At 67.8% G+C, this 26,458-nt stretch carries 20 protein-coding genes; 9 read left to right on the top strand and 11 right to left on the bottom strand.

The features are described 5' to 3' along the window. Window positions 1-97: 97 nt before the first annotated feature. From ACFOM9_RS05355 to ACFOM9_RS05345, 3 genes are all read right to left on the bottom strand, one after another. Complete coding sequence (locus ACFOM9_RS05355; protein WP_386707002.1) at window positions 98-883, bottom strand: NAD kinase; 786 nt, start codon at window positions 881-883, stop codon at window positions 98-100. A 105-nt stretch (window positions 884-988) separates the two neighbouring features. Then, window positions 989-5,986 (bottom strand): NAD-glutamate dehydrogenase, encoded by a 4,998-nt coding sequence (locus tag ACFOM9_RS05350; protein WP_386706999.1) that lies wholly within the window; start codon window positions 5,984-5,986, stop codon window positions 989-991. Between the two features lie 226 nt (window positions 5,987-6,212). Beyond that, entirely contained in the window at window positions 6,213-7,361 is a 1,149-nt protein-coding gene (locus tag ACFOM9_RS05345; RefSeq protein ID WP_386706996.1) for an acyl-CoA dehydrogenase family protein, read from the bottom strand. A 246-nt stretch (window positions 7,362-7,607) separates the two neighbouring features. Here ACFOM9_RS05345 and ACFOM9_RS05340 point away from each other — a divergent pair, with 246 nt between their 5' ends. From ACFOM9_RS05340 to metH, 3 genes are all read left to right on the top strand, one after another. Next, window positions 7,608-8,537: an ArsR/SmtB family transcription factor gene (locus ACFOM9_RS05340; protein ID WP_386706993.1), complete on the top strand. Its 930-nt coding sequence runs from the start codon at window positions 7,608-7,610 to the stop codon at window positions 8,535-8,537. A gap of 141 nt (window positions 8,538-8,678) precedes the next feature. After that, on the top strand, window positions 8,679-9,788 hold the full coding sequence (locus tag ACFOM9_RS05335; protein WP_386706990.1) for a homocysteine S-methyltransferase family protein: 1,110 nt from the start codon (window positions 8,679-8,681) through the stop codon (window positions 9,786-9,788). A 148-nt stretch (window positions 9,789-9,936) separates the two neighbouring features. Then, the gene (gene metH / locus ACFOM9_RS05330) at window positions 9,937-12,636 is read left to right on the top strand and encodes a methionine synthase (protein ID WP_386706987.1); all 2,700 of its coding nucleotides are present in this window, start codon (window positions 9,937-9,939) and stop codon (window positions 12,634-12,636) included. 235 nt (window positions 12,637-12,871) lie between these two features. On the opposite strand, the gene ACFOM9_RS05325 is transcribed toward metH, so the two are convergent. The 8 genes from ACFOM9_RS05325 to ACFOM9_RS05290 all read right to left on the bottom strand — a co-directional run bounded on the left by ACFOM9_RS05325 (window position 12,872) and on the right by ACFOM9_RS05290 (window position 21,604). Next, window positions 12,872-14,575 carry a hypothetical protein gene (locus ACFOM9_RS05325; protein ID WP_386706984.1) on the bottom strand — a complete coding sequence of 568 codons (1,704 nt, stop codon included), beginning with the start codon at window positions 14,573-14,575 and terminating at the stop codon, window positions 12,872-12,874. Between the two features lies 1 nt (window position 14,576). Next, a complete protein-coding gene (locus ACFOM9_RS05320; protein ID WP_386706981.1) occupies window positions 14,577-15,086 on the bottom strand; it encodes a hypothetical protein in 510 nt (169 codons plus the stop codon). Between the two features lie 18 nt (window positions 15,087-15,104). After that, a complete protein-coding gene (locus ACFOM9_RS05315) occupies window positions 15,105-17,222 on the bottom strand; it encodes a TIR domain-containing protein (protein ID WP_386706979.1) in 2,118 nt (705 codons plus the stop codon). Between the two features lie 102 nt (window positions 17,223-17,324). Beyond that, entirely contained in the window at window positions 17,325-17,996 is a 672-nt protein-coding gene (locus ACFOM9_RS05310; protein ID WP_386706976.1) for a DUF2058 domain-containing protein, read from the bottom strand. A 137-nt stretch (window positions 17,997-18,133) separates the two neighbouring features. Continuing rightward, the gene (locus tag ACFOM9_RS05305; protein WP_386706974.1) at window positions 18,134-18,358 is read right to left on the bottom strand and encodes a SlyX family protein; all 225 of its coding nucleotides are present in this window, start codon (window positions 18,356-18,358) and stop codon (window positions 18,134-18,136) included. Window positions 18,359-18,365: 7 nt separating this feature from the next. After that, complete coding sequence (locus ACFOM9_RS05300; protein ID WP_386706971.1) at window positions 18,366-19,709, bottom strand: UDP-glucose dehydrogenase family protein; 1,344 nt, start codon at window positions 19,707-19,709, stop codon at window positions 18,366-18,368. Between the two features lie 13 nt (window positions 19,710-19,722). Then, complete coding sequence (locus ACFOM9_RS05295; RefSeq protein ID WP_386706968.1) at window positions 19,723-20,532, bottom strand: FKBP-type peptidyl-prolyl cis-trans isomerase; 810 nt, start codon at window positions 20,530-20,532, stop codon at window positions 19,723-19,725. A gap of 106 nt (window positions 20,533-20,638) precedes the next feature. Continuing rightward, a complete protein-coding gene (locus tag ACFOM9_RS05290; RefSeq protein ID WP_386706965.1) occupies window positions 20,639-21,604 on the bottom strand; it encodes an FKBP-type peptidyl-prolyl cis-trans isomerase N-terminal domain-containing protein in 966 nt (321 codons plus the stop codon). Window positions 21,605-22,167: 563 nt separating this feature from the next. On the opposite strand from ACFOM9_RS05290, the gene ACFOM9_RS05285 reads away from it, so the two are divergent. From ACFOM9_RS05285 to ACFOM9_RS05260, 6 genes are all read left to right on the top strand, one after another. Continuing rightward, window positions 22,168-22,614, top strand: a complete 447-nt coding sequence (locus ACFOM9_RS05285; RefSeq protein ID WP_386706962.1) for a hypothetical protein — start codon at window positions 22,168-22,170, stop codon at window positions 22,612-22,614. A 3-nt stretch (window positions 22,615-22,617) separates the two neighbouring features. After that, complete coding sequence (locus ACFOM9_RS05280; protein WP_386706959.1) at window positions 22,618-22,989, top strand: GntR family transcriptional regulator; 372 nt, start codon at window positions 22,618-22,620, stop codon at window positions 22,987-22,989. After that, window positions 22,986-23,864 (top strand): ABC transporter ATP-binding protein, encoded by an 879-nt coding sequence (locus tag ACFOM9_RS05275; RefSeq protein ID WP_386706956.1) that lies wholly within the window; start codon window positions 22,986-22,988, stop codon window positions 23,862-23,864. Before ACFOM9_RS05280 ends, ACFOM9_RS05275 begins: the two co-directional genes overlap by 4 nt. Beyond that, window positions 23,861-24,913, top strand: a complete 1,053-nt coding sequence (locus ACFOM9_RS05270; protein ID WP_386706953.1) for a hypothetical protein — start codon at window positions 23,861-23,863, stop codon at window positions 24,911-24,913. Before ACFOM9_RS05275 ends, ACFOM9_RS05270 begins: the two co-directional genes overlap by 4 nt. 64 nt (window positions 24,914-24,977) lie before the next feature. Beyond that, the gene (locus tag ACFOM9_RS05265; protein WP_386706950.1) at window positions 24,978-25,808 is read left to right on the top strand and encodes a DUF4097 family beta strand repeat-containing protein; all 831 of its coding nucleotides are present in this window, start codon (window positions 24,978-24,980) and stop codon (window positions 25,806-25,808) included. Between the two features lie 33 nt (window positions 25,809-25,841). Then, entirely contained in the window at window positions 25,842-26,453 is a 612-nt protein-coding gene (locus ACFOM9_RS05260) for a hypothetical protein (RefSeq protein ID WP_386706947.1), read from the top strand. Window positions 26,454-26,458: the final 5 nt, after the last annotated feature.

Here is a 26,458-nt window from a genome sequence, read left to right as displayed (position 1 = left end):
CCGAGCGAGAACCTGATACTCCCGGGTCCATGCCACTCCGCCGCGACGCGCCCGAGCGTCCCGAGCCTCGCCCGGTCGAATCACGCGCCGCGCACGATCACCCGCTGGTGAACTGCTCCGCCAGCATCCGCTCCTCGAGGTTGTGCTCGGGGTCGAACAGCAGGGTGACGGTGCGATCGCGCGACTCGCGGATCATGACCTCGACCACGTCGCGCACTTCGTGCGAATCCGCCGTCGCGCTGACCGGCCGCTTGTAGGGATCGACGACGTGGAAGCGGATTTCCGTTTCCGCCTTGAGCACAGCCCCCCGCCAGCGCCGCGGGCGGAACGCGGCAATCGGCGTCAGTGCGACCACATTCGCACCCAGCGGCAGGATGGGTCCATGCGCGGAAAAGTTGTAGGCGGTGCTGCCCGCCGGCGTTGCGACCAGCACGCCGTCGCACACCAGTTCCTCCAGCCGCGGCTGGCCGTTGAGGTCGATGCGCAGGTGCGCGGCCTGCCGCGTCTGCCGCAGCAGCGACACCTCGTTGTAGGCCAGCGAGCCGACGCTCGCACCCGACTCGGTCTGCGCCAGCATCTCCAGCGGCTTGAGCACCGCGGGCTCGGTCGCGGCGAGGCGCTCGAACAGGCTCCCGTCCGCGTCCTCGGCGCGATAGTGATTCATCAGGAAACCGACGCTGCCCAGCTTCATCCCGTACACCGGCTTGCCGAGTGCGCCATGGCGGTGCAGCGTCTGCAGCATGAAACCGTCGCCGCCCAGCGGACACAACACATCGGCGTCCTCGGGCTGGTGCTGCCCGTGCGCACGCGACAGCGCGGCCAGGGCGGCCTGCGCGTCGGCGGTCTGGCTGGCGAGGAAGGCGATACGCGGGTTCGCGGTCATCGGCGGCTCCATGGGCTTGCACGAGCATAACCCGGGCCGCGGATGCGGCCCTTCCCTGCTGTCGATCCATGCCGGGAACCGTGGGCTCCCGGCATGGACGCGCCGTCACCCGTTCGCGGTCAGCTGCGCGAGCCTGCGCACGGCCACCGACACGGTCGGATAGTCGAGCGTCTTCTGCGCTGCCAGCTCGCCCAGCATCGACAGCGTGAAGCGCAGCGCGGGGTCGTCCCGGCCGATCCAGCTGCGCACCTTGGCGTCGGCACCGCTGCCCGGCACGGAGAGCACCTGGCCGACCAGCGCACGCTGCTGCGCGGCCAGTTCATCGCGCAACACGCCGCGCGCGACCGCGTGCCAGCGGCCATCCACCGGCAGCTGGTCGATCTGCTCGATCAGCCACGGCAGCTGCAGTGCGTCGCCCAGGCGGAAATGCACCTTGGCCACGTCCACCGGCTTGAGCTTGCGCTCGCGCGCCAACTCGATGATGTCGCAGCAAGGCTCCAGGTACGGCAGCGCCGCGAGTTGCAGCGCGAGTTCGGACGGCACGCCGCGCGCGCGCCAGGCGGCCAGGGCCGCTTCGTACTCGGGACGCTGCGAATCGGGAAGGATGGCATCGCCGGCGCGGATGTCGCGGAAACCGTCGTGGTAGCGATCCACCGCGGTGGCGATGTCCGGGATCGCCCCCGGACGCGCCAGCAGCCAGCGGGTCATCGAACGCTGCAGCGACCAGATCACCTGCAGCGCGTCGATCTGCACCGACTCGGGGACCTTGCTGTCGAGCGCGTCGATCTGCGCCCACAGGTTGCGCGCGTCGAGCGTCTCGCGGGTGATGGTGAAGGCCTTCGCCACCTCGCCCGGGCTGCGGCCGCTGTCTTCCTGCATCCGCAGCAGGAAGGTCGCACCCATCCGGTTGATGGTGGAATTGGTGACCGCCGTGGCGATGATCTCGCGCTTCAGGCGGTGCTGTTCCATCGCCTTGGCGTACTTTTTCTGCAGCGGCTCGGGGAAGTAGCGCACCAGTTCCTTCGACAGGTACGGATCCTCGGGCACGTCCGAGTCGACCAGTTGCTGGAACACCACCAGCTTCGAGTACGACAGCAGCACCGCCAGCTCGGGCCGGGTCAGACCCAGGCCGCGGGCCTTGCGCTCGGCGATCTCGGCATCCGAGGGCAGGTATTCGATCTGGCGATCGAGCAGGCCCTGCGATTCCAGCGTCTGGATGAAATGCTGCTTGGAACCCAGGCGCGACACGCTCATCCGTTCCATCAGGCTCAGCGCCTGGTTCTGGCGGTAGTTGTCGTTGAGCACCAGGCCCGCGACCTCGTCGGTCATCGACTTGAGCAGCGTGTTGCGCTCCTCGACCTTCAGCTTGCCCGCCTGCACCTGGCCGTTGAGCAGGATCTTGATGTTGACCTCGTGGTCCGAGGTGTCGACGCCGGCCGAATTGTCGATGAAGTCGGTGTTGAGCAGCACCCCGTTCTGCGCCGCCTCGATGCGGCCGCACTGGGTGAAGCCGAGGTTGCCGCCCTCGCCGACGACCTTGCAGCGCAACTCCCCGCCGTTGACGCGGATCGCGTTGTTGGAGCGGTCGCCAACATCGGCGTTGGTTTCGCCGCTGCCCTTGACGTAGGTGCCGATGCCGCCGTTCCACAGCAGGTCGACCGGCGCCTTGAGCACCGCGCTCATCAGTTCGTTCGGGCTGATCGCGGCGACGCCGTCCTCGAGCCCGAGCGCCGCGCGCATTTCCGCCGACACCGGGATCGACTTCGCCGAACGCGGGAACACCCCGCCGCCCTTGCTGATCAGTGCCTTGTCGTAGTCGTCCCAGCTCGAGCGCGGCAGCTTGAACAGGCGCTGGCGCTCCTTGTAGGACTTCGCGGCGTCGGGATTCGGGTCGACGAAGATGTGGCGGTGGTCCATCGCCGCGAGCAGGCGGATGTGCTTCGACAGCAGCATGCCGTTGCCGAACACGTCGCCGGACATGTCGCCGATGCCCACGCAGGTGAAATCCTGGGACTGGCTGTCGCGCCCGAGCGCACGGAAGTGGCGTTTCACCGACTCCCAGCCGCCGCGCGCGGTGATGCCCATGCCCTTGTGGTCATAGCCCACCGAGCCGCCGGAGGCGAACGCGTCGTCGAGCCAGTAGCCGTGCTCGCGCGCGATGCCGTTGGCGATGTCGGAGAAGCGCGCGGTGCCCTTGTCCGCGGCGACCACCAGGTACGGGTCGTCCTCGTCATGGCGGACCACGTCGCGCGGATGCACGACCTTGCCGTCGACCAGGTTGTCGGTGATGTCGAGCAGGCCGTTGATGAACATCGTGTAGCAGGCGATGCCTTCGGCCTGCAGCGCGTCGCGGTCTGCCGGCGGCTGCTTGACGAAGAAGCCGCCCTTGGAACCGACCGGCACGATCACCGTGTTCTTCACCATCTGCGCCTTCACCAGGCCCAGCACCTCGGTACGGAAGTCCTCGCGCCGGTCGGACCAGCGCAGGCCGCCGCGCGCCACCGCGCCGAAGCGCAGGTGCACGCCTTCCACGCGCGGCGCGTAGACGAAGATCTCGCGGTACGGCCGCGGCCTGGGCAGGTCGGGCACGCGCGCGGAATCGAACTTGAAGCCGATGTACTCCTTCGGGCTGCCGTCGACGCTCGCCTGGTAGAAGCCAGTGCGCAGGGTGGCGTCGATCACGCCCATGAAGCTGCGCAGGATGCGGTCCTCGTCGAGGCTGGCGACGCGGTCGAGCAGCGCCTTGAGCCCAACGCGGGCCGCCTCGTACTGCGCGCCGCGGTCCTTGCCACGCGCATCGAACAGCGGCCGCAGCGTCTTCAATGCCTCGGCATCGTCGCCGCACAGCGCTTCGACCTGGCGCGTGAACTGCGCCGCGTCATCCGCTGCCCCGGCCACGCCTGGCTTGCCCGGCTTGCCCGGCTTGCCGGGCTTGTCCCGGCGCGGATCGAAGCGGGCCTCGAACAGCTCCACCAGCAGTCGCGCCAGCAGCGGATAGCGGGTGAAGGTTTCTTCCACGTAGCTCTGCGAGAACGGCACGCCGACCTGCAGCAGGTACTTGCAGTAGCCACGCAGCATCGCGACCTGGCGCCAGGCCAGGCCGGCGCCGAGCACGAGCCGGTTGAAGCCGTCGTTTTCCGCGTTGCCTCGCCAGACCTGGAGGAAGGCCTCCTCGAACGTGCGGCCGACCGCGCCGATGTCGAACTCGCGCGCCGCCTCGACCTCGAAGTCCTGCAGGTAGGTGCGCCCGTCGTCGATCGGCAGCAGGTAGGGATGCTCGGTGATCACGCGCAGGCCCATGTTTTCCATCATCGGCAACGCGTCCGACAGCGGGATGTCGTTGTTCTGGCGATAGAACTTCAGGCGCAGGCCGCCGACGCCGGTGTGGTGGCGGTGCAGGCTCAGCGCGAGGTCGTCCGGTCCCCGCAGCGAGGCGAGGTGCATGACGTCGTCGGTCGCGATCCCGGTTCCGACCTCCTGCAGGTAGCTCGTCGGCAGCGCGCGGCCGTAGCGGGCCGCGAGCGCAAGTCCCTCGCGTTCGCCGCTGGTGGCGACCAGCGCGTCGCGCAGGTCGTCGTGCCAGTTGCGCACGATATCGGCCAGTTCGGCCTCGAGCGCCTGCTGGTCGAGCTCGAAATCCTCGCCGGCGCGCGGACGCACGATCATGTGCAGCTGCGCGAGCGGCGATTCGCCGACCTGCATGTTGGTGTCGACATGGTCGGCATGCAGGGCGCGCTTGAGCAGCGCCTCGACGCGCAGGCGCAGGTCGGTGTTGTAGCGGTCACGCGGCAGGTACACCAGGGCCGAATAGAAGCGTCCGTAGCGGTCCCGGCGCAGGAACAGCCTGCTGCGCACGCGCTCCTGCAGGCCGAGGATGCCGGTCGCCAGCGCCAGCAGCTCTTCTTCGCTGGACTGGAACAGCTCGTCGCGCGGCAGCGACTCGAGGATGTGCTTGAGCGCCTTGCCACTGTGGCTGTTCGGCTTCAGGCCGGACTCGCGCATCACGTACTCGAAGCGCTCGCGCACCAGCGGGATGTCCCACGGGCGGCGGTTGTAGGCGCTGGACGTGTAGAGGCCGAGGAAACGCTCCTCGCCCACCGGCATGCCCTTGTCGTCGAACTCGAGCACGCCGATGTAGTCCATGTAGCCCGGGCGGTGCACCGTCGAGCGGGCGTTGGTCTTGGTCAGGATCAGCGCATCCACCGCGCCGGACTGCGGCATGTAGTGGGCGGCCAGCGACTTGAGCAGGCGCGGCTTGCCGACCTCCTTCGAGCGCAGCAGGCCCAGGCCGCTGTCCTCGACCGCGCACAGCGTCTCCTCCTTGCCCTTCCTCTTCACCGCGTACTCGCGGTAGCCGAACAGCGTGAAGTGGTCGTCGGCAGCCCAGCGCAGGAATTCCTGCGCCTCGTGCCGGCCGGCTTCGTCGACCGGCATCCTGCGGGTCGACAGGCCTTCGGCCACCTGCAGCATCTTTTCGCGCATCGGACCCCAGTCGGCGACGATCCCGCGCACCTCGGCCAGCACCGACTGCAGCGTCGCCTCGATGTCGTCGATCGCGCCGCCGGTCTGGCGATCGATCTCCATGTGCATCAACGATTCGGGATTCCCGCTGCCCACCTCGACCAGCTTGCCCGACTTGTCGCGGGTGACCGGCACCACCGGATGGCCGAGCACGTGCACGCCGATGCCCGCCTCGGCCAGCGCCATGGTCACCGAATCGACCAGGAACGGCATGTCGTCATTGACGATCTGCAGCACGGTGTGGGGAGACTCCCAGCCATGCTGCTTCACGTTCGGGTTGAACAGGCGCACGTTGGCCGTGCCGCGCTTGCGGGTGCGCGCGAACTCCAGGAAGTCGGTCGCCAGCGCCGCCCAGCCGTCGGGGGTGTGCAGCGGCAGCTCGTCCGGGGTCAGGCGATGGTAGAACGCGTCGGCGAAGGCGATCGCATCGTCCTTCCGGGCCTTGCCGGCGCGCTTGCCGACGGCGTCGAAGATGGGGGACAGCATGGCCGCGACCTGGCGACCGGGCTTGCGGCGCTGGCCTGGGGCATCGGCGTTGCGCGCGGAGGGACGGGAAGCGGCGGCTTTGCGTTGCGTACTCATGGGAGCTGGATCCGATGATGGAGGCCCGTGCACATGCCGGGCCCCGGGTGGGGTTCACCACACAGGTATTGCAGGACGTGCCGGGCTCAGGACGCACCTGGCCAGGACGGCGATGGCGCAATGGCCATGCCGGGCACGACGATCCGTGTTTCGCGGCGATCGTGGCCGCGCAAGGCGGGACAGGCGGTTCTGTCCGATCTGGGCATCATGGTCGAATCGCCTCGGCTCAACGCAGCCCGGTCTCGTGGCGGGCGATGACCAGCCGCTGGATCTCGCTGGTGCCCTCGTAGATCTCGGTGATCTTCGCGTCGCGGAAGTAGCGCTCGATCGGCATTTCCTTCGAGTAGCCCATGCCCGCGTGGATCTGCACCGCCTGGTGCGCGACCCACATGGCCGCCTCCGAAGCGGTGAGCTTGGCCACTGCGGCCTCGGTGGTGAAGCGCTTGCCCTGGCCCTTGAGCCAGGCCGCGCGCAGCGTCAGCAACAGCGACGCGTCCAGCTTGCATTTCATGTCGGCGATCTTCGCCTGGATCATCTGGAACGCGCCGATCGGCTGGCCGAACGCCTTGCGCTCGCGCACGTATTCGAGGCTGGCCTCGTAGGCTGCGCGGGCGATGCCGATGGCCTGCGACGCGATCCCGATGCGCCCGGCATCGAGCACCCCCATCGCGATCTTGAAGCCGCGACCTTCCTCGCCCAGCATTTCGTCGGGCTGCACCACGTAGTCGGTGAACTCGATCTCGCAGGTGGCCGAGGCGCGGATGCCGAGCTTGGGCTCGGTCTTGCCGCGATGGAAGCCTTCGCGCGTGGTGTCGATCATGAATGCGGTGATGCCGCGCGCGGCCTTGTCCGGATCGGTCATCGCGAACAGCACGATGTACTTCGCCACCGGGCCCGAGGTGATCCAGCTCTTCTTGCCATTGACGACGAACGTGCCGTCGGCCTGGCGCACCGCGCGGCAGCGCATCGCGGTCGCGTCGGACCCGGACTGCGGCTCGGTCAGCGCAAACGCGCCGATCTCTTCGCCCTCGGCGATCGCACGCACGTACTTCTGCTTCTGCGCCTCGGTGCCGTGGGTCAGGATGCCGTTGCAGAACAGCGAGTTGTTGACCGACATGATGGTCGAATGCGCGGCGTCGGCCGCGGCGATCTCCACCATCGCCAGCACGTAGGCGACCGGGTCCATGCCGGCACCGCCGTATTGGGCCGGCACTTCGATGCCCATCAGCCCGTTCTCGCCCAGCAGGCGGATGTTGTCCAGCGGGAACTCGCCGCTCTTGTCGAAATGCTCGGCGCTGGGGGCGATCTTCTCCTGCGCGATCCGTCGCGCAACGTCCTGGATCATCAACTGCTCTTCGGTGAACCCAAAATCCACGTTGCGCGCTCCGCCTTGAGGTCAGATGCGGAATTGTAGCCGGGGGGCGCGCGGAACCGAAGGGAGATCCTGACCTGCAGCCAACGCCCCGAGCGCAGGCAGCGGCGATCATTTTCACATTCCGGGGCGCGATGCGTCGCATTTCGCCAGGGCTGTGGCGACCCGCGCACGCGATTGCGTCCGCGTGCTTGACCTTCCCGCCGCCGCGGAGGACACTTATCTCTGTATCGCGATGGGAAGATATTCATGGATCTCGAAGGCTGGTCGAGCCGGCTGAAGGTGCTTGCCGATTCGACCCGCGTCCGCCTGCTGACGCTGCTCGAAGGCGAGGAACTGACCGTCGCCGAACTGTCGGCGATCACGCAGCTGGCCCAGCCCCGCGTCTCCACGCACCTGGCCAAGCTCAAGGAAGCGGGCCTGGTGCGCGACCGTCGCTCCGGCGTGTCGGCCTACTACCGCTTCGACGAGTCGACGCTCGACCCGGCCCAGCGCAGCCTGTGGCAGGCGCTCAGCGCCGGCAGCGACGATCCGCTGCTGCGCCAGGACGCCGAGCGCGTGGCCGGCGTGCTGGCGATGCGCGCGGCCGACCAGAACTGGGCCGATTCGGTCGCCGGCGACATGGAACGCCACTACTCGCCAGGTCGCACCTGGGAGGCGCTGGCGCGCTCGGTATTGCCGCTGTTCGAGACCGGGGACGTGCTCGACATCGCTTCCGGCGACGGCGTGCTGGCCGAACTGCTGGCGCCGCATGCGCACCGCTACGTCTGCATCGACAGCAGCAAGCGCGTGGTGTCCGCCGCCGCGGAGCGCCTGCGCCAGTATCGCAATGTCGAGGTACGCGAAGCGGACATGCACGCCCTGCCCTTCGACCCGGACAGCTTCGACCTGGTCGTGCTGATGCATGCGCTGACCTACGCCGCCAAACCAGCGCAGGCCGTGGCCGAGGCCGCGCGCGTGCTGCGTCCCGGGGGCCGCCTGCTGCTGTCCAGCCTCGCGCGCCACGAGCACCGCAGCGTGGTCGAGGCCTACGGCCACGCCAACCTGGGTTTCAGCGAAAAGGAACTGCGACGCTTCGCCGAGAAGGCGGGGCTTGTCCTGCAGACCGCGGAAACGGTGACGCGGGAAAAGCGGCCACCGCATTTCGAAGTGATTTCGCTGATCGCGAAGAAGCCGTGACGGCATTCGCCAGTAGCTTGGCGGGCAGGCCCGCTCTTTCAAGGCGAGCGCGGGCGGGATGGATTCGGGCCGCTGCAACCAAGCCCACCTCCCGTCCCGGCCCTCCCCTGAAGCGGAAGGCGAAAAACCCGGAGTGACACGATGAGACAACTTCCCTGGCTGCACCCCGATCGGGTCGCCCAACTGGAATCGGCGCTGGCGCAACGCATCCTGGTGATCGACGGCGCGATGGGCACGATGATCCAGCGCCACCGCCTCGAGGAAGCCGACTACCGCGGCGAGCGCTTCGCCGAAGGCTTCGACAGCCGGCAGGCCGATCCGCAGCCCGGGCATGGTCCGCGCTGCGGCCACGACCTCAAGGGCAACAACGACCTGCTGCTGCTGAGCAGGCCGGACGTGATCGCCCGGGTCCATGCCGAGTACCTCGACGCCGGCGCCGACATGGTCGAGACCAACACGTTCAACGCCACCGCCATCAGCCAGGCCGATTACCACCTGCAGCACCTGGTCCGTGAACTCAACGAGGCAGGCGCACGCATCGCCCGCGCCTGCTGCGATGCGGCCGAAGCGAACGATGCCGCCGAAGGACGGGTGGCCAGGCCGCGCTTCGTGATCGGCGTGCTCGGGCCCACCAGCCGCACCGCGTCGATCAGCCCCGACGTCAACGACCCCGGGTTCCGCAACACCAGCTTCGATGCCCTGCGCGAAACCTACCGCGAGGCCGTCGAAGGCCTGATCGATGGCGGCACGGACGTGCTGATGGTTGAAACCATTTTCGACACGCTCAACGCCAAGGCTGCGCTGTTCGCGATCGAGGAAGTCTTCGATGCGCGCGGCGGAAGGCTGCCGGTGATGATCTCCGGCACCATCACCGACGCATCCGGCCGCACCCTGTCCGGACAGACGGCCGAGGCCTTCTACGCGTCCATCGCGCACGGCAGGCCGCTGTCGGTCGGCCTCAACTGCGCGCTGGGGGCGAAGGACCTGCGACCGCATGTCGAGACGCTGGCGCGGATCGTCGAGGGCTACGTCAGCGCGCATCCCAATGCCGGCCTGCCCAACGCCTTTGCCGAGTACGACGAGACGCCCGAGGAAATGGCGGCGACGCTGAAGGAGTTCGCCGAATCGGGGCTTCTGAACTTCGTCGGCGGCTGCTGCGGCACCACGCCGGACCACATCCGCGCCATCGCCGAGGCCGTCGCCGGCGTCGCGCCGCGCAGGCTGCCCGGCGCCGCACGCGAAGCCGCGTGAACGTGTCGAGTCTGCACTTGCCGACATTCCCGCGACGGCGGGAATCCAGTTCCCCGCCCCGGTCCGGCAGCGCGCCAGCGCAAGCGTCGCTGGATCGGGCCTTCGCCTGTTGAAAACCCCACCTTCGCGGGAATGACGCACGACACCGATGAATAACCAAGCCCGCTACACCCGCCTCTCCGGCCTCGAGCCGCTGGTCATCACGCCCGAGCTGCTGTTCGTCAACGTCGGCGAGCGCACCAATGTCACCGGAAGCGCCCAGTTCAAGAAGCTGATCAAGGAAGACCGCTTCGAGGAGGCCGTCGAAGTCGCGCGCCAGCAGGTCGCCAACGGCGCGCAGATCCTCGACGTCAACATGGACGAGGGGATGATCGACTCCGAGAAGGCGATGGTGCGCTTCCTCACCCTGATCGCCTCGGAGCCGGACATCGCCCGCATCCCGGTGATGGTCGATTCGTCGAAGTGGAGCGTCATCGAAGCCGGGCTCAAGTGCCTGCAGGGCAAGGGCGTGGTGAACTCGATCTCGATGAAGGAAGGCGAAGCGGAATTCATCGGGCACGCACGCCAGGTGTTGCGCTACGGCGCCGCCGCGGTGGTGATGGCGTTCGACGAGCAGGGCCAGGCCGATACCTGCGAACGCAAGGTCGAGATCTGCACGCGCGCCTACCGGATCCTGGTCGACGAGGTCGGCTTCCCGCCGGAGGACATCATCTTCGACCCCAACATCTTCGCCATCGCCACCGGCATGGAGGAGCACAACAACTACGCGGTCGATTTCATCGAGGCGACGCGGATCATCCGCAAGACCCTGCCGCACTGCCACATCTCCGGCGGCGTTTCCAACGTGTCGTTCTCGTTCCGCGGCAACGAGGTGGTGCGCCAGGCGATCCACTCGGTCTTCCTGTACCACGCGATCAGCGCCGGCATGGACATGGGCATCGTCAACGCCGGCGCGATGCCGATCTACGACGACCTGGACCCCGAACTGCGCGAGCACGTCGAGGACGTGATCCTCAACCGCCGCCCTGACGCCACCGAGCGCCTGCTGGCGCTGGCCGAGCGCTACAAGGGCAAGAAGGGGCAATCGCAGACCGAAGACCTGTCGTGGCGCGAGAAGGACGTGCGCGCACGCCTGAGCCATGCGCTGGTGCACGGCATCGACCAGTACGTCGAGGGCGACACCGAGGAAGCGCGACTGCAGTCCACGCGTCCGCTGGACGTGATCGAAGGCCCGCTGATGGACGGCATGAACGTGGTCGGCGACCTGTTCGGCGCGGGCAAGATGTTCCTGCCGCAGGTGGTCAAGTCGGCGCGGGTGATGAAGAAGGCCGTGGCCTACCTGCTGCCCTTCATCGAGGCCGAGAAGCTGCGCACGGGCGATGTCGGCAAGTCCAACGGCAAGATCGTGATGGCCACCGTCAAGGGCGACGTGCACGACATCGGCAAGAACATCGTCGGCGTGGTGCTGGCGTGCAACAACTTCGACGTCGTCGACCTCGGCGTGATGGTGCCGGCGCAGAGGATCCTCGACTCCGCGATCGCCGAGAATGCCGACATCATCGGCGTTTCAGGCCTGATCACGCCATCGCTGGAGGAAATGGGCAACGTGGCCCGCGAGATGCAGCGCCGGGGCTTCACCATCCCGCTGATGATCGGCGGCGCGACCACCTCGCGCGCGCATACCGCGCTGAAGATCGATCCGTTCTACAAGTCGCCGACCGTGTGGGTGAAGGACGCCTCGCGCGCGGTCGGCGTGGCGCAGTCGCTGATCTCCAAGGAGCTCAGGGGCGCATTCGTCGCCGCCAACGAATCCGACTACGCCGAGATCCGCGAGCGCCACCGCAACCGCGGCGATGCCAAGCGGCTGGTGCCGCTGGAGAAGGCGCGGGCGCAGAAGTTCGACGGATGCTGGAGCGACTACGCGCCGCCGGAACCCCGGATGCCCGGGATCACCGTCTTCGACGACTACCCGTTGCAGGACCTGGTGGAGATCGTCGACTGGACGCCCTTCTTCCAGGCCTGGGAACTGGCCGGCAAGTTCCCGGCGATCCTCGAGGACGAGGTGGTCGGCAAGGCGGCCAGCGAGCTGTATCGCGACGCCCGCGCGATGCTGGACCGGATCATCGCCGAAAAATGGCTTACGGCGAAGGCCGTGTTCGGGCTGTGGCCCGCCAACTCGGTGGGCGATGACGTCGTCGTCGACGCCGCACCGGCAGGCGAGCCGGGCCCCACCACCCTGCACTTCCTGCGCCAGCAGGTCGACAAGCCGGTCGAGCGTCCCGACTTCTGCCTCGCCGACTTCATCGCGCCGAAGGACAGCGGCCGGCAGGACTGGATCGGCGCCTTCGCGGTCACCGCGGGGCTGGGCATCGAGCCGCACCTCGAACGCTTCCGCGCCGACCACGACGACTACAACTCCATCCTGCTCAAGGCGCTCGCCGACCGCCTGGCCGAGGCGCTTGCCGAACACCTGCATCGCCGCGTGCGCAAGGAGTACTGGAGCTTCGATCCCGACGAATCGCTCGATAACGCCGCGTTGATCGCAGAGAAGTACCGCGGCATCCGCCCCGCCCCGGGCTATCCGGCCTGCCCCGAGCACAGCGAGAAGCGCACGCTGTTCGCATTGCTCGATGCCGAGCGCAACGCCGGCATGGAGCTGACCGAAGGCTTCGCGATGCTGCCGACGGCCGCGGTATCGGGCTACTACTTCAGCCATCCAAAGAGCCAGTACTTCGTCGTCGGCCGGCTGTCGAAGGAGCAGGTCGCGGACTACGCACGCCGCAAAGGCGCGTCCCTGCAGCAGGCCGAACGCTGGCTGGCGTCCAACCTCGATTACGACCCGGAATAGCCCAGGCCGAACGCTGGCTGGCCTCCAACCTCGATTACGACCCGGAATAGCCCACGCGCGTGATGTGGGAGCGGTTTCCGCCGCGACTTCCGATGTTGCCCTTCCCTGCAACTTGCAGGGGAAGGCTTGATGGGTGGCCGTGTTCCGGCTGATCCTGAAAGCACCCTCCTCCAACCCTGCCCGGACTTCGCGGAAGAAGCAAAGCGCGCCGCTGAAGCCGCTCCCAGAAGAGCTTCTATGGTTTCCCGTGCTCCAGCGGCCGCTCCCGGTGCATCAGGGCCCACTCCGCATGCTCGGCCAGCGTGGCTTCGCCGAGGATCTGCAGGATGTCCTGCCGCTGGTGCCAGTCGGTGCAGGCATCCAGGGCGTTGCGTGCGTTGCGGTAGATGCGCTGCATGAAGCGGTATTGGCGCACCAGTTCCTTGTCGGCCTTGCGGAACGCGTAGGCGGACCGCACCGCGGCGATGATCGACAGCGTGCCGAGCGCGATTTCCAGCACGTCGCGCAGCGGCAGCGGCAGGCGCGGCCAGGCCAGCGCGAGCAGCAGGCAGATCGCGATGCCGGCCCACAGGCAGACGATGCCCAGCACGCGGGTCGTCCGTTCCTGGCGGCTGCGCTCGATCGCGCGGCGCGTGTACCACGCCAGCTCCGCCCCGCCGTTGCCGCTGCCGTCGTCCTCGCCCACCCACTCGTCGCAAACCTGCCCGACATCGGCTGGATCGATCGGAGCCGTGACCTGCAGCCCCGCGAAGCGCATGACGTTGCGGATCCAGCCCAGCTCCACGTCCTGCTTCTGGAGGAAGTTGTCGTGGGCGAAGTTCTGGTCGCCGGTCGCGGAGATCCCCGCCCGGCGCCAGAACCACTGCACGCGCAGTCCTTCGGCCAGAGAACGATAGTCGATGTACTTGCGGTGCCATTCGCGGCGGCGCGCCACCCGCGCCAGTACGATCCCGTAAGCGAACACCACCAGGAACAGCCACAGCAGCCACCGTGGTTCGGGTACGTACTGGTACAGCAGCAGGGCGATGCCCATCAGCGCCACCATCACATGGGTCGCGCGCAGGGCCAGCAGCACGCGGCCGCGGAAGTGCACGGCCAGCCGGTCGGCGCCGAGGAAAAGCGATTGCACCACGCTGCCATCGGCCTCCGCGGCGGGCAACGGCGCGGCCGGATACCGACGCAGATCGCGCGCGAACGACTGCAGTCGATCGAACACAGTGAGAAAGCCTGCCGGCATCGGCGCGCCGCCCGGGCTCGCGCCGCGAGAGGTCAGCCAGCGCGGAGCCTCCTCCTGCGCGGGCGCTGCCGCGCGGTGTCGCCTTCGACCGGCGGGCACATGGAAGACCAGGCTGTCGTCATCGTTTGCCAGCACCCTGCGCACCCGCGCGCGCGCGTCGCCGACACCGGGCATGGACTGGCCCAGGTAGTAGGCGACCACCTGCGCCGTACCACCGATGCGCGGTGATGGGCGTCCGTCCCACAGCGCCAGCAGCAGGTGGCAATGGTCGGCGACGTAGAGGCCGCAGCGCGCGTATTGCAGGTCGCGCAGCGGCCCCGGCGCGCGGAGTGCATTGACGCCGACGCCTTCGGGCACCGGCAGCGGCAATGCTTCGCCCTGTCCCAGCAGCGCGAGGAAGTTCGATCGCTGCGCCTCGCCGTGGAAGTCGTGCGCGTAGAGTTCGACCGGCAGCGGCAGCGGCACCAGCAGCCGCGCGCCCTGGCGCAGGCCTTCTTCGGCGACCAGTTGGTCCCCGCCTTCCGCCAGCGGCGAGAGCACCGCGAGCTGGAGGTCGGGGTAGTCGCCGCGCAGGCGGGCGAACAGCCGGGACACCTGCCCACGCAGGCCTGCGAGTTCGTCCTCACGCAGGTCGCGGTGGCTGGTGACGCCGACGATCAGGGGAATGGCCTCGACACCCTGCTCGATGAGTTCGCGTTGCATTCTATTTGTTGATGATCCGCGGGTCGCAAGGCACGGGAACGACGAAACCATCGTCGTGCGTGACCCAGACCGTGAACCGATAGCCAAGCAACTGCTTGCTATTGTTCTTCAGGTCAGTAACCAGAATCGTTTCGCGGGGACCGAGCACTGGTACCGAAAACTCATCGTCATCCGGAGTGATAACGCACGCTTTGGCATCCTCCTTGATGACCCCGACGACGAAGTCGAAGTTGGGCGGCGAGCTCGGGTTCACGAAGCTCGCTTTCGAAAGGTGATTGCCCTGCTCTGCCTGGAACACGAATGCATATCGATTCCCGATGATCGACGTGCCTTTCGGGCCGAGACAGACCAGATCCCCCTCGGGTGTGGCGCCAGCCCCCAGGAAAGTCAATTTGTAGTTTCGGCGATCCTCCTTGTCGGTTCCTTCGAAGTCGATATGGACACGCACGTTTCGGTTGTGCCCATTTCCAAGCGGGGTCTTGATCGTAGTCGCCACGTTTCCTGAAACCATTTCAACTCTCCTCGCGTGTCATTGTGGCGCCGGACCGCCACCGTCACCGAATCCGGAGGCTCCTTGCCTGTAACCCGCGGCTGCCAAGCTCGAACGCAGTCGCTTGGCCTCATCCTCATTTCGCGTGCCCTGCATGGCATCGGCCAGCACAAACGTCGTTTCGCCATCGAGCTGTCGCTGCCGGCCGCGCGCGAGCGCAACCACCTGCTTCCAGTGCGCCTGCTCCACGGCCGCTTCGCCGCGTCGTCCTGCGACTCGGGCCTGCAGCGCCTCATTGAGGATTCGGTAGCGCAGCGTCCTGACTTCGTGCGAAGGCTCCAACGCAGCCTCCTGCAGTCGCTGCTGCGAGGCCACCAGGGCGCTTTCGGCGTCTTGCAGGCGACTCGCGTCCAGCATCTGTTCGGCGCGCTCCAGGGCGATCGTTTCCTGGACATCGACGCGCCATTCCCACGTCGGCGTATCGCGCTGCAGCTGCCTGGAAAGCAAGGACGCAGCTGCGTCCAGGTGCCGCCTGGCCCGTTCGCCGGCCCCCGACATCCGTTCGATCCGCGCCAGGAGGACTTCCGCCTTCGCGTTCGATTCCTGCCAGTCCAGGTTGTCCGGATCGAGCTTGCGCTGCTGCTCCGCAAGCGACATCGAGCGCACGAGAGCGGCCCTCGCGCGCGTCACGTCGCCCGCGGCCAGGCGCAGCATGGCGAGGAAGCGGTATCCCAACATCTGCCGCCCCTGCACCGTCGCGTCGCGCGGCTCCAGCCTGGCCAAGCTAGCGTAGACGTCAAGCTCCGCCTCGCGCTCGGCGATGGCCTGCCGGAGCTGCCTGTTGGCGAAATACGCAGACGACAGCCAGGAGTGGTCCTGGCCAATATCGAGTTGCACGGCTCCGGCATCGCCCCAGAGCGTCGCGCGCCTGCGATCGATGCGCAGGCTCTGCATGAACTGGGGCACCGCATCGGCCGCGCGGAGCTGTTCGAGCAGCAGGGTGCCCAGGTTCGAATGCGCGCTGCTGACCTCGGTCAACCAGTCCGGGTTCTCGGGATCGTGGCGCAGCAGGATATTGGCAAGGCGGGCATATTCGCGGAATGCGCGCTCGGCCGCGGGGATGTCGCCGTACTGCCAGTCGGTATAGCCATTCCAGAAAACGCTTTGCGCGTGGAGATAGATGCGTTGCGGCTGGTCAGGCTCCCGCAGCAGGAGCTCGGCAGTGGACGCGCGCGCACGCGTGAATGCCGAACGCGCGGCCTGGAGGTCGCCGCGGCGGTCGTCGATCTCGCCGATCAGGTGCAACGCGCGGGCGCGCTGGTCCAGCGAATCGGGATCCAGCGATTTGACCGATTGCCGGTCGTAATAGGCCAGCGCGCGCTCACCCACCGCCTCCAGCGCATCCAGCCGACCGACCGGTTCGAGGCGCTTGCGCAGGTCGACGAGCATGAACTCGATCAGGCTTTCGGCCTGCGCCCGCTGTTCGCGCGCTTCGTCGCGTGCTCGGTAAGCGAGCATGGCGAGCAATCCCATGGCCACCGCGACCACGATCAGCGCCAACGCCAGCCACGCCATGCGTCGATGGCGCCGTTGCGCATCGCGCTGCACCAGCTGGTCCAGCGGCAGGCCCGTCAGCCCGGCGACGATCTTGTGCACCGCCAGACGCCAGCCATCGCCTTCTTCGCGCAGGTCGACCGCGACCGGCGTACTGAAATCGAGCCCGGCTTCGGCACTGAACCGCACGCGAGCGGCAGGCGGCAGGCACTCGCACGACACCCCCACGCTTCGCGGCGCCAGGGGCTCGCCGGCAAGGATGACGCAGAACAGCGGCCCGTCCTGGTGCAGGCGGATGAAAGCCGCGACTTCCGCTTCGACCCAAGGCGATTCCGCGGCCGAAGGCGTGCACAGCACGATCAGCGAACGGCTGACGGCAAGCGCATGCTCCACCTCCGGTCCCAGGCGACCGCCGGCGTTCAGATCATCGCGATCGCGGAAGATCGGCAGCAGCCGCGACGGTACCGGGCCGAACGGTCCGTCCAGTCCCACCAGCCGCGCCGGAATGCGATAGGCCTCGAGCGCCTTGTGCATGCGTTCCGCGACACGACGGTCGTCGTGGCTGTAACTGAGGAACCCCCAGTAACGGAAGCTGCGGTACATGCGCCGTCCCCGCGAAGAGGAAGCTGAATGGCACTCAGCCCCTGTTCGAACGGAAGGCTGCCGCGCGACCGGCCTACCGGCTGTCGGACCGCTGCGTCGAGGTCACCAGATCAGGTCGTCGGGAACCTGGAAACGAGGGTCGTCGTAGGGATCGCCGGGCGCCGGCGCCTGTGGATCGACTTTGAGCGCCACCGCGGGGGCGAATGTCGCCTCGGCCTCGGCCAGGATCGCGGCCGTGACCAGCAGGTAGCGCCCGTCGAGCTGCACCACGCCCAGTTCGCCGGCGTTGAGTGCCTTGAGCTGCTCGGCATTGACGTGGATGCGCTTGATCTTGCCGCCATAGTCGAAATGGCGCACGAGTTCGGCGTTGGCGTCATTGAGCGCCTTGTCCTGCAGCAATAGCGCCAGCTTCGCCTTGGCCTCCCGGCGCTGCCGGGCCTGTTCCTGCTTCAGGCGCTCGGCGGCGATGCGCTCATCCTTCTCGCGCTGGGCGCGGATCGCATAGGCCTTCGCCAGGTCGATGTCCTCGCGCGATCCGGGCGTGCCGCGGCTCGGGGCCGCGTGCGGCCTGCCCTGCCCCTGCGTGCGCTCGTGCGAGCGCGGCCTGCCCTGCCCCTCGGTGCGCGCATGCGCGCGCGACTGCGCGCCGTCCGGCCGCGGCTTGTCGCGGCGCGGCTTGCCCGGCTTCGGGGCGCCGTCGCGCGCCGGCTTGTCCGGCTTCGGTGCCGACTTGAAGCCCAGGCCGAGGAGTTGGTCGCGGAGTGTGTCGCTCATGGCAGCATCGATTCGTGATTGATGATTGGTCGCGCATCGCGCCCGGCATCACCCGGGCATTTCCGCAGCGGTCCCGCGATGACCTGGAAACCGTGTCCGCTCTGCCGAACCGGCAGTCGCCAGCCAACCACGGGCCATCAGTAATGCGGTGGCGGCGGTTCCTCGGAAGGGTCGGCATAGAACTCGCCGCGCGGCTGTTTCACCGCTTCCAGCGCGCGGCGCAGCATCTCGGCCCCCTCGGCTACCTCGATGCGTGCGGCGGCGAGCGCGTCACTGAGCTCCGACAGCGCCTGCTCCTGGAAAGCAAGCCGCATCTCGAGTTCGACGATGCGCTGTTCGAGCTGCGTGGATTCGTCGGGCATCGGGAGGTCAACCGAGGCGGATGGAACGGCCGCGGCCGATGCCGTAATAGGCAAGGCCGGCGGCTTCCACGTCATCGGGTTCGTAGAGATTGCGGCCGTCGAAGACCACCGCGTCGGCCAGGCGCTGCCGCAGGCTGGCGAAATCCGGGCTGCGGAACTGCTTCCACTCGGTGATCACGACCAGCGCATCGGCGCCACGCAACGCATCGTCCGCGCTGTCGCACAGCACCAGGCCATCGCGCTCGCCGAAGATCCGGCGGGTCTCGTCCATCGCCTCGGGATCGTAGGCGCGCACCATCGCGCCGGCATCCCAGAGCAACTGCAGCAGCCGGCGGCTCGACGCCTCGCGCATGTCATCGGTATTGGGCTTGAACGCCAGCCCCCACAGCGCGATGGTCTTGCCGCGCAGCGCGCCTTCGCCGTAGTGGCGCAACATGAGTTCGAACAGGTGGGCCTTCTGGCGCTCGTTGACGGCCTCGACCGCGTCCAGCAGCGTGGCGGCATGCCCGTTCTGCTGCGCGGTCCGCGCCAGCGCCTGCACATCTTTGGGGAAGCACGAACCGCCGTAGCCCGCACCGGGATAGATGAAGTGCCAGCCGATGCGCGGATCCGAACCGATTCCCTGGCGCACCATCTCGATGTCGGCGCCGACCTTCTCGGCGATGTTCGCCATCTCGTTCATGAAGCTGATCTTGGTCGCCAGCATCGCGTTGGCGGCGTACTTGGTGAGCTCGGCCGAGCGCACGTCCATGCTGACGATGCGCTCGTGGTTGCGGTTGAACGGTGCGTACAGGCGACGGAGCTTCTCGACCGCCGCCGGACTGTCGGCGCCGATCACGATCCGGTCCGGACGCATGCAGTCCTCGACCGCGGCGCCTTCCTTCAGGAACTCGGGATTGGAGACGACGTCGAAGTCGACGTCCGCTCCGCGCTCGGCCAGGGTCGCGGCAATCGCAGCTCGCACCTTGTCCGCGGTGCCCACCGGCACGGTCGACTTGTCGACCACCACCGCGGGTTTCCGCAGGTGGCTGCCGATGGTCCTGGCCACCGCCAGCACGTACTGCAGGTCGGCGCTGCCGTCCTCGTCGGGCGGCGTGCCGACGGCGATGAAGATCACCTCGCCGTGGGCGACCGCCTGCGCGGGGTCGGTGGTGAAACGCAAGCGCCCCGCGGCATGGTTGGCCTTCACCATCGGCTCCAGGCCCGGCTCGTAGATCGGGATCACCCCGTTCTCCAACCCGGTCACCTTGGCCTGGTCGATGTCGACGCAGACCACTTCGTGGCCGACTTCGGCCAGGCAGGTTCCGGTGACGAGCCCGACGTAACCGGTGCCGAAGATCGCGACGCGCATGCGGTGCCGCTCCCTAGTTCTTCGCTTCCGGGGCGGCGTCGGGCTTGACGATGTCGAGCAGCTCGACCTCGAACACCAGCGTGGCATTCGGCGGGATCGGGCCGCCCGGGGTGCCCTGCTCGCCGTAACCCAGCTTGCTCGGGATCCACAGCTTGTACTTGCTGCCCACCGGCATCAGCTGCACGCCCTCGGCCCAGCCCGGCGCGACCTGCTGCAGCGAGAACACGGCCGGCTCGCCACGATCGTGGGAGCTGTCGAACTCGGTGCCGTCGAGCAGTTCACCCTTGTAGTGCACCTTGACCATGGCGTCGGCGGCCGGCTTGGGACCCTTGCCTTCGGTCAGCACCTGGTACTGCAGGCCCGACGCGGTGGTCTTGACGCCCGGCTTCTTGGCGTTGGCGGCCAGGAAGGCTTCGCCTTCGCTGGCGTTCTTCTTCGACGCCGCCTCGGCCTCGGCCACCTTCTTCGCCTGCAGGCGCTGGTCGAACGCCTGCGCGACCTGCTGCGCCTGCTCGTCGGTCAGCAGCGGCTTGCCGCCGGACATCATGGTCTTCATCGCCTTGATCAGGGTGTCCATGTCGACTTCGTCCTTGATCGGCTCCAGCGACTTGCCGACCGACATGCCCACCATGTAGCTGGCCTGCTCCTTATCGGTCTTCAGTCCGCTGCTCTTGGCGATGTCGGCACCGCCGGCGCTGTTGGCATCCGCGGCGGACTTGTCGTCCTTCTTCGCGTCCTCGTCGATCGGCTTGCAGGCGGCGAATCCGAACGCCAGCGATGCGGCGAGCAGGCTGGCAACGGCGAAACGGGTGCGGGATGTCATGTCGGGAAAACTCCGGGTTGTGCGGCGGATGCTGGCGGTGCGCCGGCAAGGGAAAGGGAAATGGTCGGATCGTTATGCGTGGGAAGACCGCGGCGCGGCCGGATCATCAGAGGATATCGAGCAGTTCGACATCGAACACCAGCGTGGAGTTCGGGCCGATCGACGGATTGCCCTGCTTGCCGTAGGCCAGGTCGGCGGGAATCCAGAACCGGTACTTGCCGCCGATGGGCATCATCGACACGCCCTCGGTCCAGCCCGCGATCACCTGGTCCAGGCCGAACTCGGCCGGGCCGCCGTGTTGTTCGGAACTGTCGAACACGGTGCCGTCGAGCAGGGTACCGCGATAGTTGACGCGGACGCGGTCGCTGGGCCGCGGACGCGCGCCGGAGCCCTGGCGCAACACCATGTATTGCAGCCCGGACGGCGTGGTGAACACGCCCTTGACCGACTTGTTCGCGTCGAGGAAACGCTGGCCTTCGGCGGCGTTGCGGGTCGCGGCCTGGGCCGCTTCGACCTTCATCTTGGCCTGCATGCGCTCGCCGAACGACTTGCGCACGGCGTCGGCATCGGCGTCACTGAGCAGGGCCTTGTCGCCCGCCAGCGTGGTGCGCAATGCCTGCATCACTACCGGCAGGTCGATTTCGCCCTTCGCCGGGGCCAGCGAGCGTCCGATGTCCGCACCGAGCAGCAGGCCCACCTTGGCCTTGTCCACCGCCGGCGGCGGCGTACCCGGCGGCAGGCCGGCGACGGGCCGACCGCTACGCGCCGCGACGCGCTGCATCAGTGCCTGCCCGGTCTGGACGGCGTCCTTTTCCGCGATCAGCGGTTCGCCGCCCTCGAGGCCATTGCGCACCGCACGCTCGAACGCGGCCATGTCGAGGTCGGGGGCGGCCGGCGCGAGCGACCTGGCCACGTCCATGCCGACCATGTAGCTGGATCTGTCGCGTTCGCTCGACAGGACTTGCTTGTCCGCCGGCTTGTCCACCTGCTTGTCCTGGGCCAGTGCGTTGGCGGCCGGCAGGGCGGCCAGGGCGATCAACAGCGCGGCAGCTCCGCGCAGCAAGGGCTTCATCCGGTACGACTCCTGTGCGGCGCCTGCGGGCGAGGCGCGAAGTCGCCTATTGTCGCGGCCGCGGCCGATACGGGCAATCGCCGCGAAACGGCGCGACCGGCGCGTCGCAACCGGTGCGAGAAAGCAGGAGTGGGTGCATCGCTGGCGGAGACATGCAAAAAGGCGCGCGTGCTCCGGATGCATTCGAGACCGGCAACAGCCCTGTCCCTCGCCGTACGCCTTCGTGCACGGCGAGCATGGGATCGCGGGCTCAGCCAAGACCTTTCTACCGAGCGCGGCCGGGCCAGCCGGTAGCCGCGACGCAGGAATGCAGGAACTGGAGGCTAAAAGCTGCCGGGAGCCAACGCGAACCCGAATGCGCTTGGGGGGCGAGACCGGAGTTCGCCTGCCGCACGAGCCGCCCAGTGACACAACTCGTTGATAATCCTGTTGTTTTTCCTGTGAGGCGCCAGTAATCCCGCGTATGCCTTCAGTTGGGTCGATCCCCCGCTGAAACTCGTTGACATGGTGTGTCTTGGTGTTATAGTTACATACAACACCGGTCACCCAAAGCAGGACGTCCCATGAACCGCAAGCTCCACAACTCGATGCTCGGCCTCGGAGCCACCGGCCTGGTGCTGGTGTTCGCGCTGATGGCCGCCACCCCGGTCTTGCCAGGCCAGGACGCCCCGGCCCCTCTCGGGTTCGCCGCTTCCGCGCCCGCCGCCGGCGCCGGCCCGGTCGCCATGCAGGCCGACATCGACGCGATCGAAGCCCGCGCCCGGCAGTTCGAAAGCGAACTGGAAGACAGCGCCTCGCTCGGCGACACCATCGCCAGCGCGATGAGCTTTGCCGCCGCCGTGTCCACCGAGGCCGCGCTCAGCGCCGCGTTCGAAGCGACCGCCGACGAAGCCGAACACAAGCGCGCGGCCGCGAAGGAAAAGCGCCGCCACGCGCGCCAGGTACGCGGCGCCCTGGCCGTCCCCTATTTCTCGTTCGCGCAGGGCCTGCGCCGCGGCAGCCGGAGCTGAGCCATGAGTGGAATCCAGTGGACCGATGGTGCCCCCATCTATCGCCAGCTCAAGGAGCGCGTCATCGCGATGATGCTCGATGGCGTACTCAAGCCCGGCGACGCCCTGCCCTCCGTGCGCCAGGTCGCCGCCGATTACCAGCTCAACCCGATCACCGTCTCGCGCGCCTATCAGGAGCTCGCGGATGAAGCACTTGTCGAAAAACGCAGAGGCCTGGGCATGTACGTCACCGAAGAGGCATCGAAGAAGTTGCTGACCAACGAACGCGAACGCTTCCTCAAGGAGGAGTGGCCGCTGGTGCTCGAACGCATCCAGCGCCTCGGCCTGTCGATGGAAGACCTGTTGAAGCCGGGCTTCGAAGGGGGTGCCGCTTGAACACCGTCGCCAACGCCGAGCAGGTCGTCGTTGCACGCAACCTGCGCAAGGCCTACCGCACCACCGTCGCGCTCGACAACACCACCTTCGACATCGCCGGCGGCCGGATCATCGGCCTGATCGGGCCCAACGGCGCCGGCAAGACCACCGCGCTCAAGGCGATGCTCGGGCTGACCCCGTTCGACGGTGAGCTGAAGGTGCTCGGCTACGATCCCCGCACCCAGCGCGACGAGCTGATGAACGAGGTCTGCTTCATCGCCGACGTCGCCGTCCTGCCGCGCTGGATCCGGGTCAAGGAGGCGATCGACTTCGTGGCTGGCGTGCATCCGCGATTCGACCGCGCCCGCTGCGAACGCTTCCTCGCAAACACCCAGCTCAAGCCCCGCCAGCGGGTGCGCGAACTGTCAAAGGGCATGATCGTGCAGCTGCACCTGGCGCTGGTGATGGCGATCGACGCCAAGCTGCTGGTGCTCGACGAGCCTACGCTGGGCCTGGACATCCTGTACCGCAAGCAGTTCTACCAGCGCCTGTTGGAGGACTACTTCGACGAGCAGAAGACCATCATCATCACCACCCACCAGGTCGAGGAGGTCGAGCACATCCTGACCGACGTGATGTTCATCCGCGCCGGGAAGATCGTGCTCGACGCACCGATGGACGCCGTCGGCGAACGCTTCGTCGAGGTGCTGGTCAACGCCGACCAGGCCGACAACGCGCGTGCGCTCGCGCCCATCGACGAACGCGCCCTGCCCTTCGGCAAGACCGTGATGCTGTTCGACGGCGTGCCGCAGGCCGGCCTCGCCGGATTCGGCGAGACCCGCACGCCGGGCCTGGCCGACCTGTTCGTCGCCACCATGAAAGGGACCTACGCATGAACGCCCCCGCCATCGATGCCGCGCCGCGCACCGCCGCGCCGGTCCATTCCACCCACAAGTTCAAGCTGCTCCTGCAGCGCGAGTTCTGGGAGCACAAGGGCGGCTTCTTCTGGGCGCCGCTGATCGCCGGCGCCATCTCGCTGCTGTTGACCGGCATGATGATCGTGTTCGGCCTGGTCGCCGCACGCCGCGCAGCCGACAGCGGCGACCTGCAGTTCGACGGCATCAACGTCAACGGCCTCGACATCGGCCAGCTCACCAGCCACATGAATGCCGAGGACATGGTCAAGTTCTCCCAGGGCATCGATCTGACGCTCTACCTGAGCTCATCCTGGCCCTTCATCGTGCTGGCGTTCGTGGTCTTCTTCTACTGCCTCGGCGCGCTCTACGACGAACGCAAGGATCGCAGCGTGCTGTTCTGGAAGTCCCTGCCGGTCTCGGACGCGCAGACGGTGCTGTCGAAGGTCGCCAGTGCGGTGGTGATGGCGCCGGTGCTGGCGGTGGTCATGTCGCTCATCACCATGCTTGGCCTGATGGTCATGCTCAGCGCCGTGGTGCTGCTCCATGGCGGCAATCCCTGGACCCTGCTCTGGGGCCCGGCCAACCCGTTGACGATCGCGGCCAGCAGCCTGGCCTGGATCCCGGTGTATGCGCTGTGGTCCCTGCCCACCGTCGGCTGGCTGCTGCTGTGCTCGGCGTGGTCGCGCAGCAAGCCGTTCCTGTGGGCCCTCATGGTGCCGCTGTTCGCCGGTATCTTCGTCAGCTGGTTCGACCTGATGGAACTGTTCAAGCTCGACAGCGCGTGGTTCTGGGGCAACATCGTCGGACGCCTGCTGCTGGGCACGGTGCCGGGCATGGACCTGCTCTACCGCGAGGGCTTCGGCGAGAACGCCGGGGATCACGGGCTGCAGAACATCATCCAGAACCTGTCGCCCGCCGGCCAGCTGTCCAGCCTGGCCACCCCCGAAATCTGGATCGGCGCTGTCGTGGGTGCACTGATGATCTACGCCGCCATCCAGCTGCGTCGCCGGCGCGAACTCGCCGACTGACCGACACAGCGCGGCAGCGCCGCACCACGCGGCGCTGCCCCGTCACGACCCAACGGAGACTCCCATGCACCAGTTGATCCTCGTCGCCCTGCTGCTCCTGCCCCTGGCCGCGCAAGCCTCCGGCGACGAGCACTGCGAACACAGCGAACCGCGCAGCCTGCAGCTCGACTTCTCGGCCGTGAAAACGGTGGTGTTCGACATCGGCGGCAATGACCTGGACGTGCGCGCCGGCAATTCACCCGACCACAAGGTCGACGGCCGCGCCTGCGCCTCGAACGCGAAGGAACTGGGGCGCCTGGTCCTGACCCAGGAAAAGAGCGGCGACCGGTTGCTGGTCCATGCCAGGCGCGAGGGCAACTTCAGCGGCATCTTCATCGGCAACCACTACGCCTACATGAAGCTGCGGGCCAGCGTGCCGGATACGGTCGCGGTGCAGCTCAAGGTGGGCTCGGGCAACGCCAGCGTCGAGGGCGCCCGCGCCGCCAGCGTCGATACCGGGTCGGGCGACGTCCGCGCGTCGCGCATCCGCGGCGAACTCACGGCTGCCATCGGTTCGGGCGACCTGGAGGCGGACGACGTCGGTTCGCTGCACCTGCTGTCGGTCGGCTCGGGCGACGCGACATTCCGCAACGTCCGCGGCGCGTCGAAGGTCGGGAGCGTCGGCTCCGGCGACCTCGGCATCAGCGCCACGCGCGGACCGGTGGAGATCGGTTCGGTGGGGTCGGGCGATGTCGATCTCGAGGACATCGGCGGCAGCGTCACGGTCGGCTCGATCGGTTCGGGCGATATCGATGCCGACGGCGTGCGCGGCGACCTCGGCGTGCGATCGGTCGGCAGCGGCGACATCGGCCATCGCAATGTCAGCGGTCGCGTCGAACTCCCGCGTGAAAACTGATCCGCGCTCCACACTCCTACCAAGGAACCACCCATGACCAAGGTCCACGTCATCGCCCTGCTCGCCTGCCTGGTACTGGCCAGCGGCTGCCAGCGCGAGGAATCGACAGGCAAGCAGGCTTCCGCCGGCGACAAGGCGACACAGGACGCCTCGCCCGAAGCGCGTTCCGCCATCGGCCGCGTGGTCGCCAAGGCCATGGATCGCGCGACCGACGAAATGGGAAGCCGGAATCTCACGATCTCGGACGACAACGGCGGCACCAAAGCGGAGATCACCCCGCAGGGCGACCTGCTGGTCGCCGGCGAGAAGATCCCGGTCAACGAGCGGCAGCGCGCGTTGCTGGTGAAATACCGCAGCCAGGTCCTCGCGATCGCCGCCGCAGGCGCCCACATCGGCGCGCAGGGCGCCGACTTCGGCGTGCGCGCCGCCGGCAAGGCGCTGCGCGGGGCGCTGTCGGGCAATGGCGACCAGGTGGAAGCAGAGATCGAAGCCGAAGCTCGTGAGTTCGAAGCCCGGGCGCTGGAGATCTGCGACCGGATGCCGCCCTTGCTCGAATCCCAGCAGCAACTTGCCGCGCAGCTGCCCGCGTTCAAGCCCTACGCGACGATGACCCAGGCGGACGTCGACGGCTGCCGGGAAGGCTGAGCGCC

The organism is Luteimonas notoginsengisoli (assembly GCF_042648885.1).
Lineage (GTDB): Bacteria > Pseudomonadota > Gammaproteobacteria > Xanthomonadales > Xanthomonadaceae > Luteimonas > Luteimonas notoginsengisoli.
The sequence above is the reverse complement of the archived record's forward strand: the minus strand, read 5'-3'. Positions and strand labels throughout refer to the sequence as shown.

Coding starts and splice junctions, on each gene's coding strand:
- ACFOM9_RS05280 (WP_386706959.1), top strand. CDS start 22,618: ATGAGTGGAATCCAGTGGACCGATGGTGCCCCCATCTATCGCCAGCTC.
- ACFOM9_RS05355 (WP_386707002.1), bottom strand. CDS start 883: ATGACCGCGAACCCGCGTATCGCCTTCCTCGCCAGCCAGACCGCCGAC.
- ACFOM9_RS05335 (WP_386706990.1), top strand. CDS start 8,679: ATGAGACAACTTCCCTGGCTGCACCCCGATCGGGTCGCCCAACTGGAA.
- ACFOM9_RS05265 (WP_386706950.1), top strand. CDS start 24,978: ATGCACCAGTTGATCCTCGTCGCCCTGCTGCTCCTGCCCCTGGCCGCG.
- ACFOM9_RS05320 (WP_386706981.1), bottom strand. CDS start 15,086: ATGGTTTCAGGAAACGTGGCGACTACGATCAAGACCCCGCTTGGAAAT.
- ACFOM9_RS05325 (WP_386706984.1), bottom strand. CDS start 14,575: ATGCAACGCGAACTCATCGAGCAGGGTGTCGAGGCCATTCCCCTGATC.
- ACFOM9_RS05290 (WP_386706965.1), bottom strand. CDS start 21,604: ATGAAGCCCTTGCTGCGCGGAGCTGCCGCGCTGTTGATCGCCCTGGCC.
- ACFOM9_RS05350 (WP_386706999.1), bottom strand. CDS start 5,986: ATGAGTACGCAACGCAAAGCCGCCGCTTCCCGTCCCTCCGCGCGCAAC.
- metH (WP_386706987.1), top strand. CDS start 9,937: ATGAATAACCAAGCCCGCTACACCCGCCTCTCCGGCCTCGAGCCGCTG.
- ACFOM9_RS05300 (WP_386706971.1), bottom strand. CDS start 19,709: ATGCGCGTCGCGATCTTCGGCACCGGTTACGTCGGGCTCGTCACCGGA.
- ACFOM9_RS05315 (WP_386706979.1), bottom strand. CDS start 17,222: ATGTACCGCAGCTTCCGTTACTGGGGGTTCCTCAGTTACAGCCACGAC.
- ACFOM9_RS05295 (WP_386706968.1), bottom strand. CDS start 20,532: ATGACATCCCGCACCCGTTTCGCCGTTGCCAGCCTGCTCGCCGCATCG.
- ACFOM9_RS05340 (WP_386706993.1), top strand. CDS start 7,608: ATGGATCTCGAAGGCTGGTCGAGCCGGCTGAAGGTGCTTGCCGATTCG.
- ACFOM9_RS05260 (WP_386706947.1), top strand. CDS start 25,842: ATGACCAAGGTCCACGTCATCGCCCTGCTCGCCTGCCTGGTACTGGCC.
- ACFOM9_RS05305 (WP_386706974.1), bottom strand. CDS start 18,358: ATGCCCGACGAATCCACGCAGCTCGAACAGCGCATCGTCGAACTCGAG.
- ACFOM9_RS05285 (WP_386706962.1), top strand. CDS start 22,168: ATGAACCGCAAGCTCCACAACTCGATGCTCGGCCTCGGAGCCACCGGC.
- ACFOM9_RS05270 (WP_386706953.1), top strand. CDS start 23,861: ATGAACGCCCCCGCCATCGATGCCGCGCCGCGCACCGCCGCGCCGGTC.
- ACFOM9_RS05310 (WP_386706976.1), bottom strand. CDS start 17,996: ATGAGCGACACACTCCGCGACCAACTCCTCGGCCTGGGCTTCAAGTCG.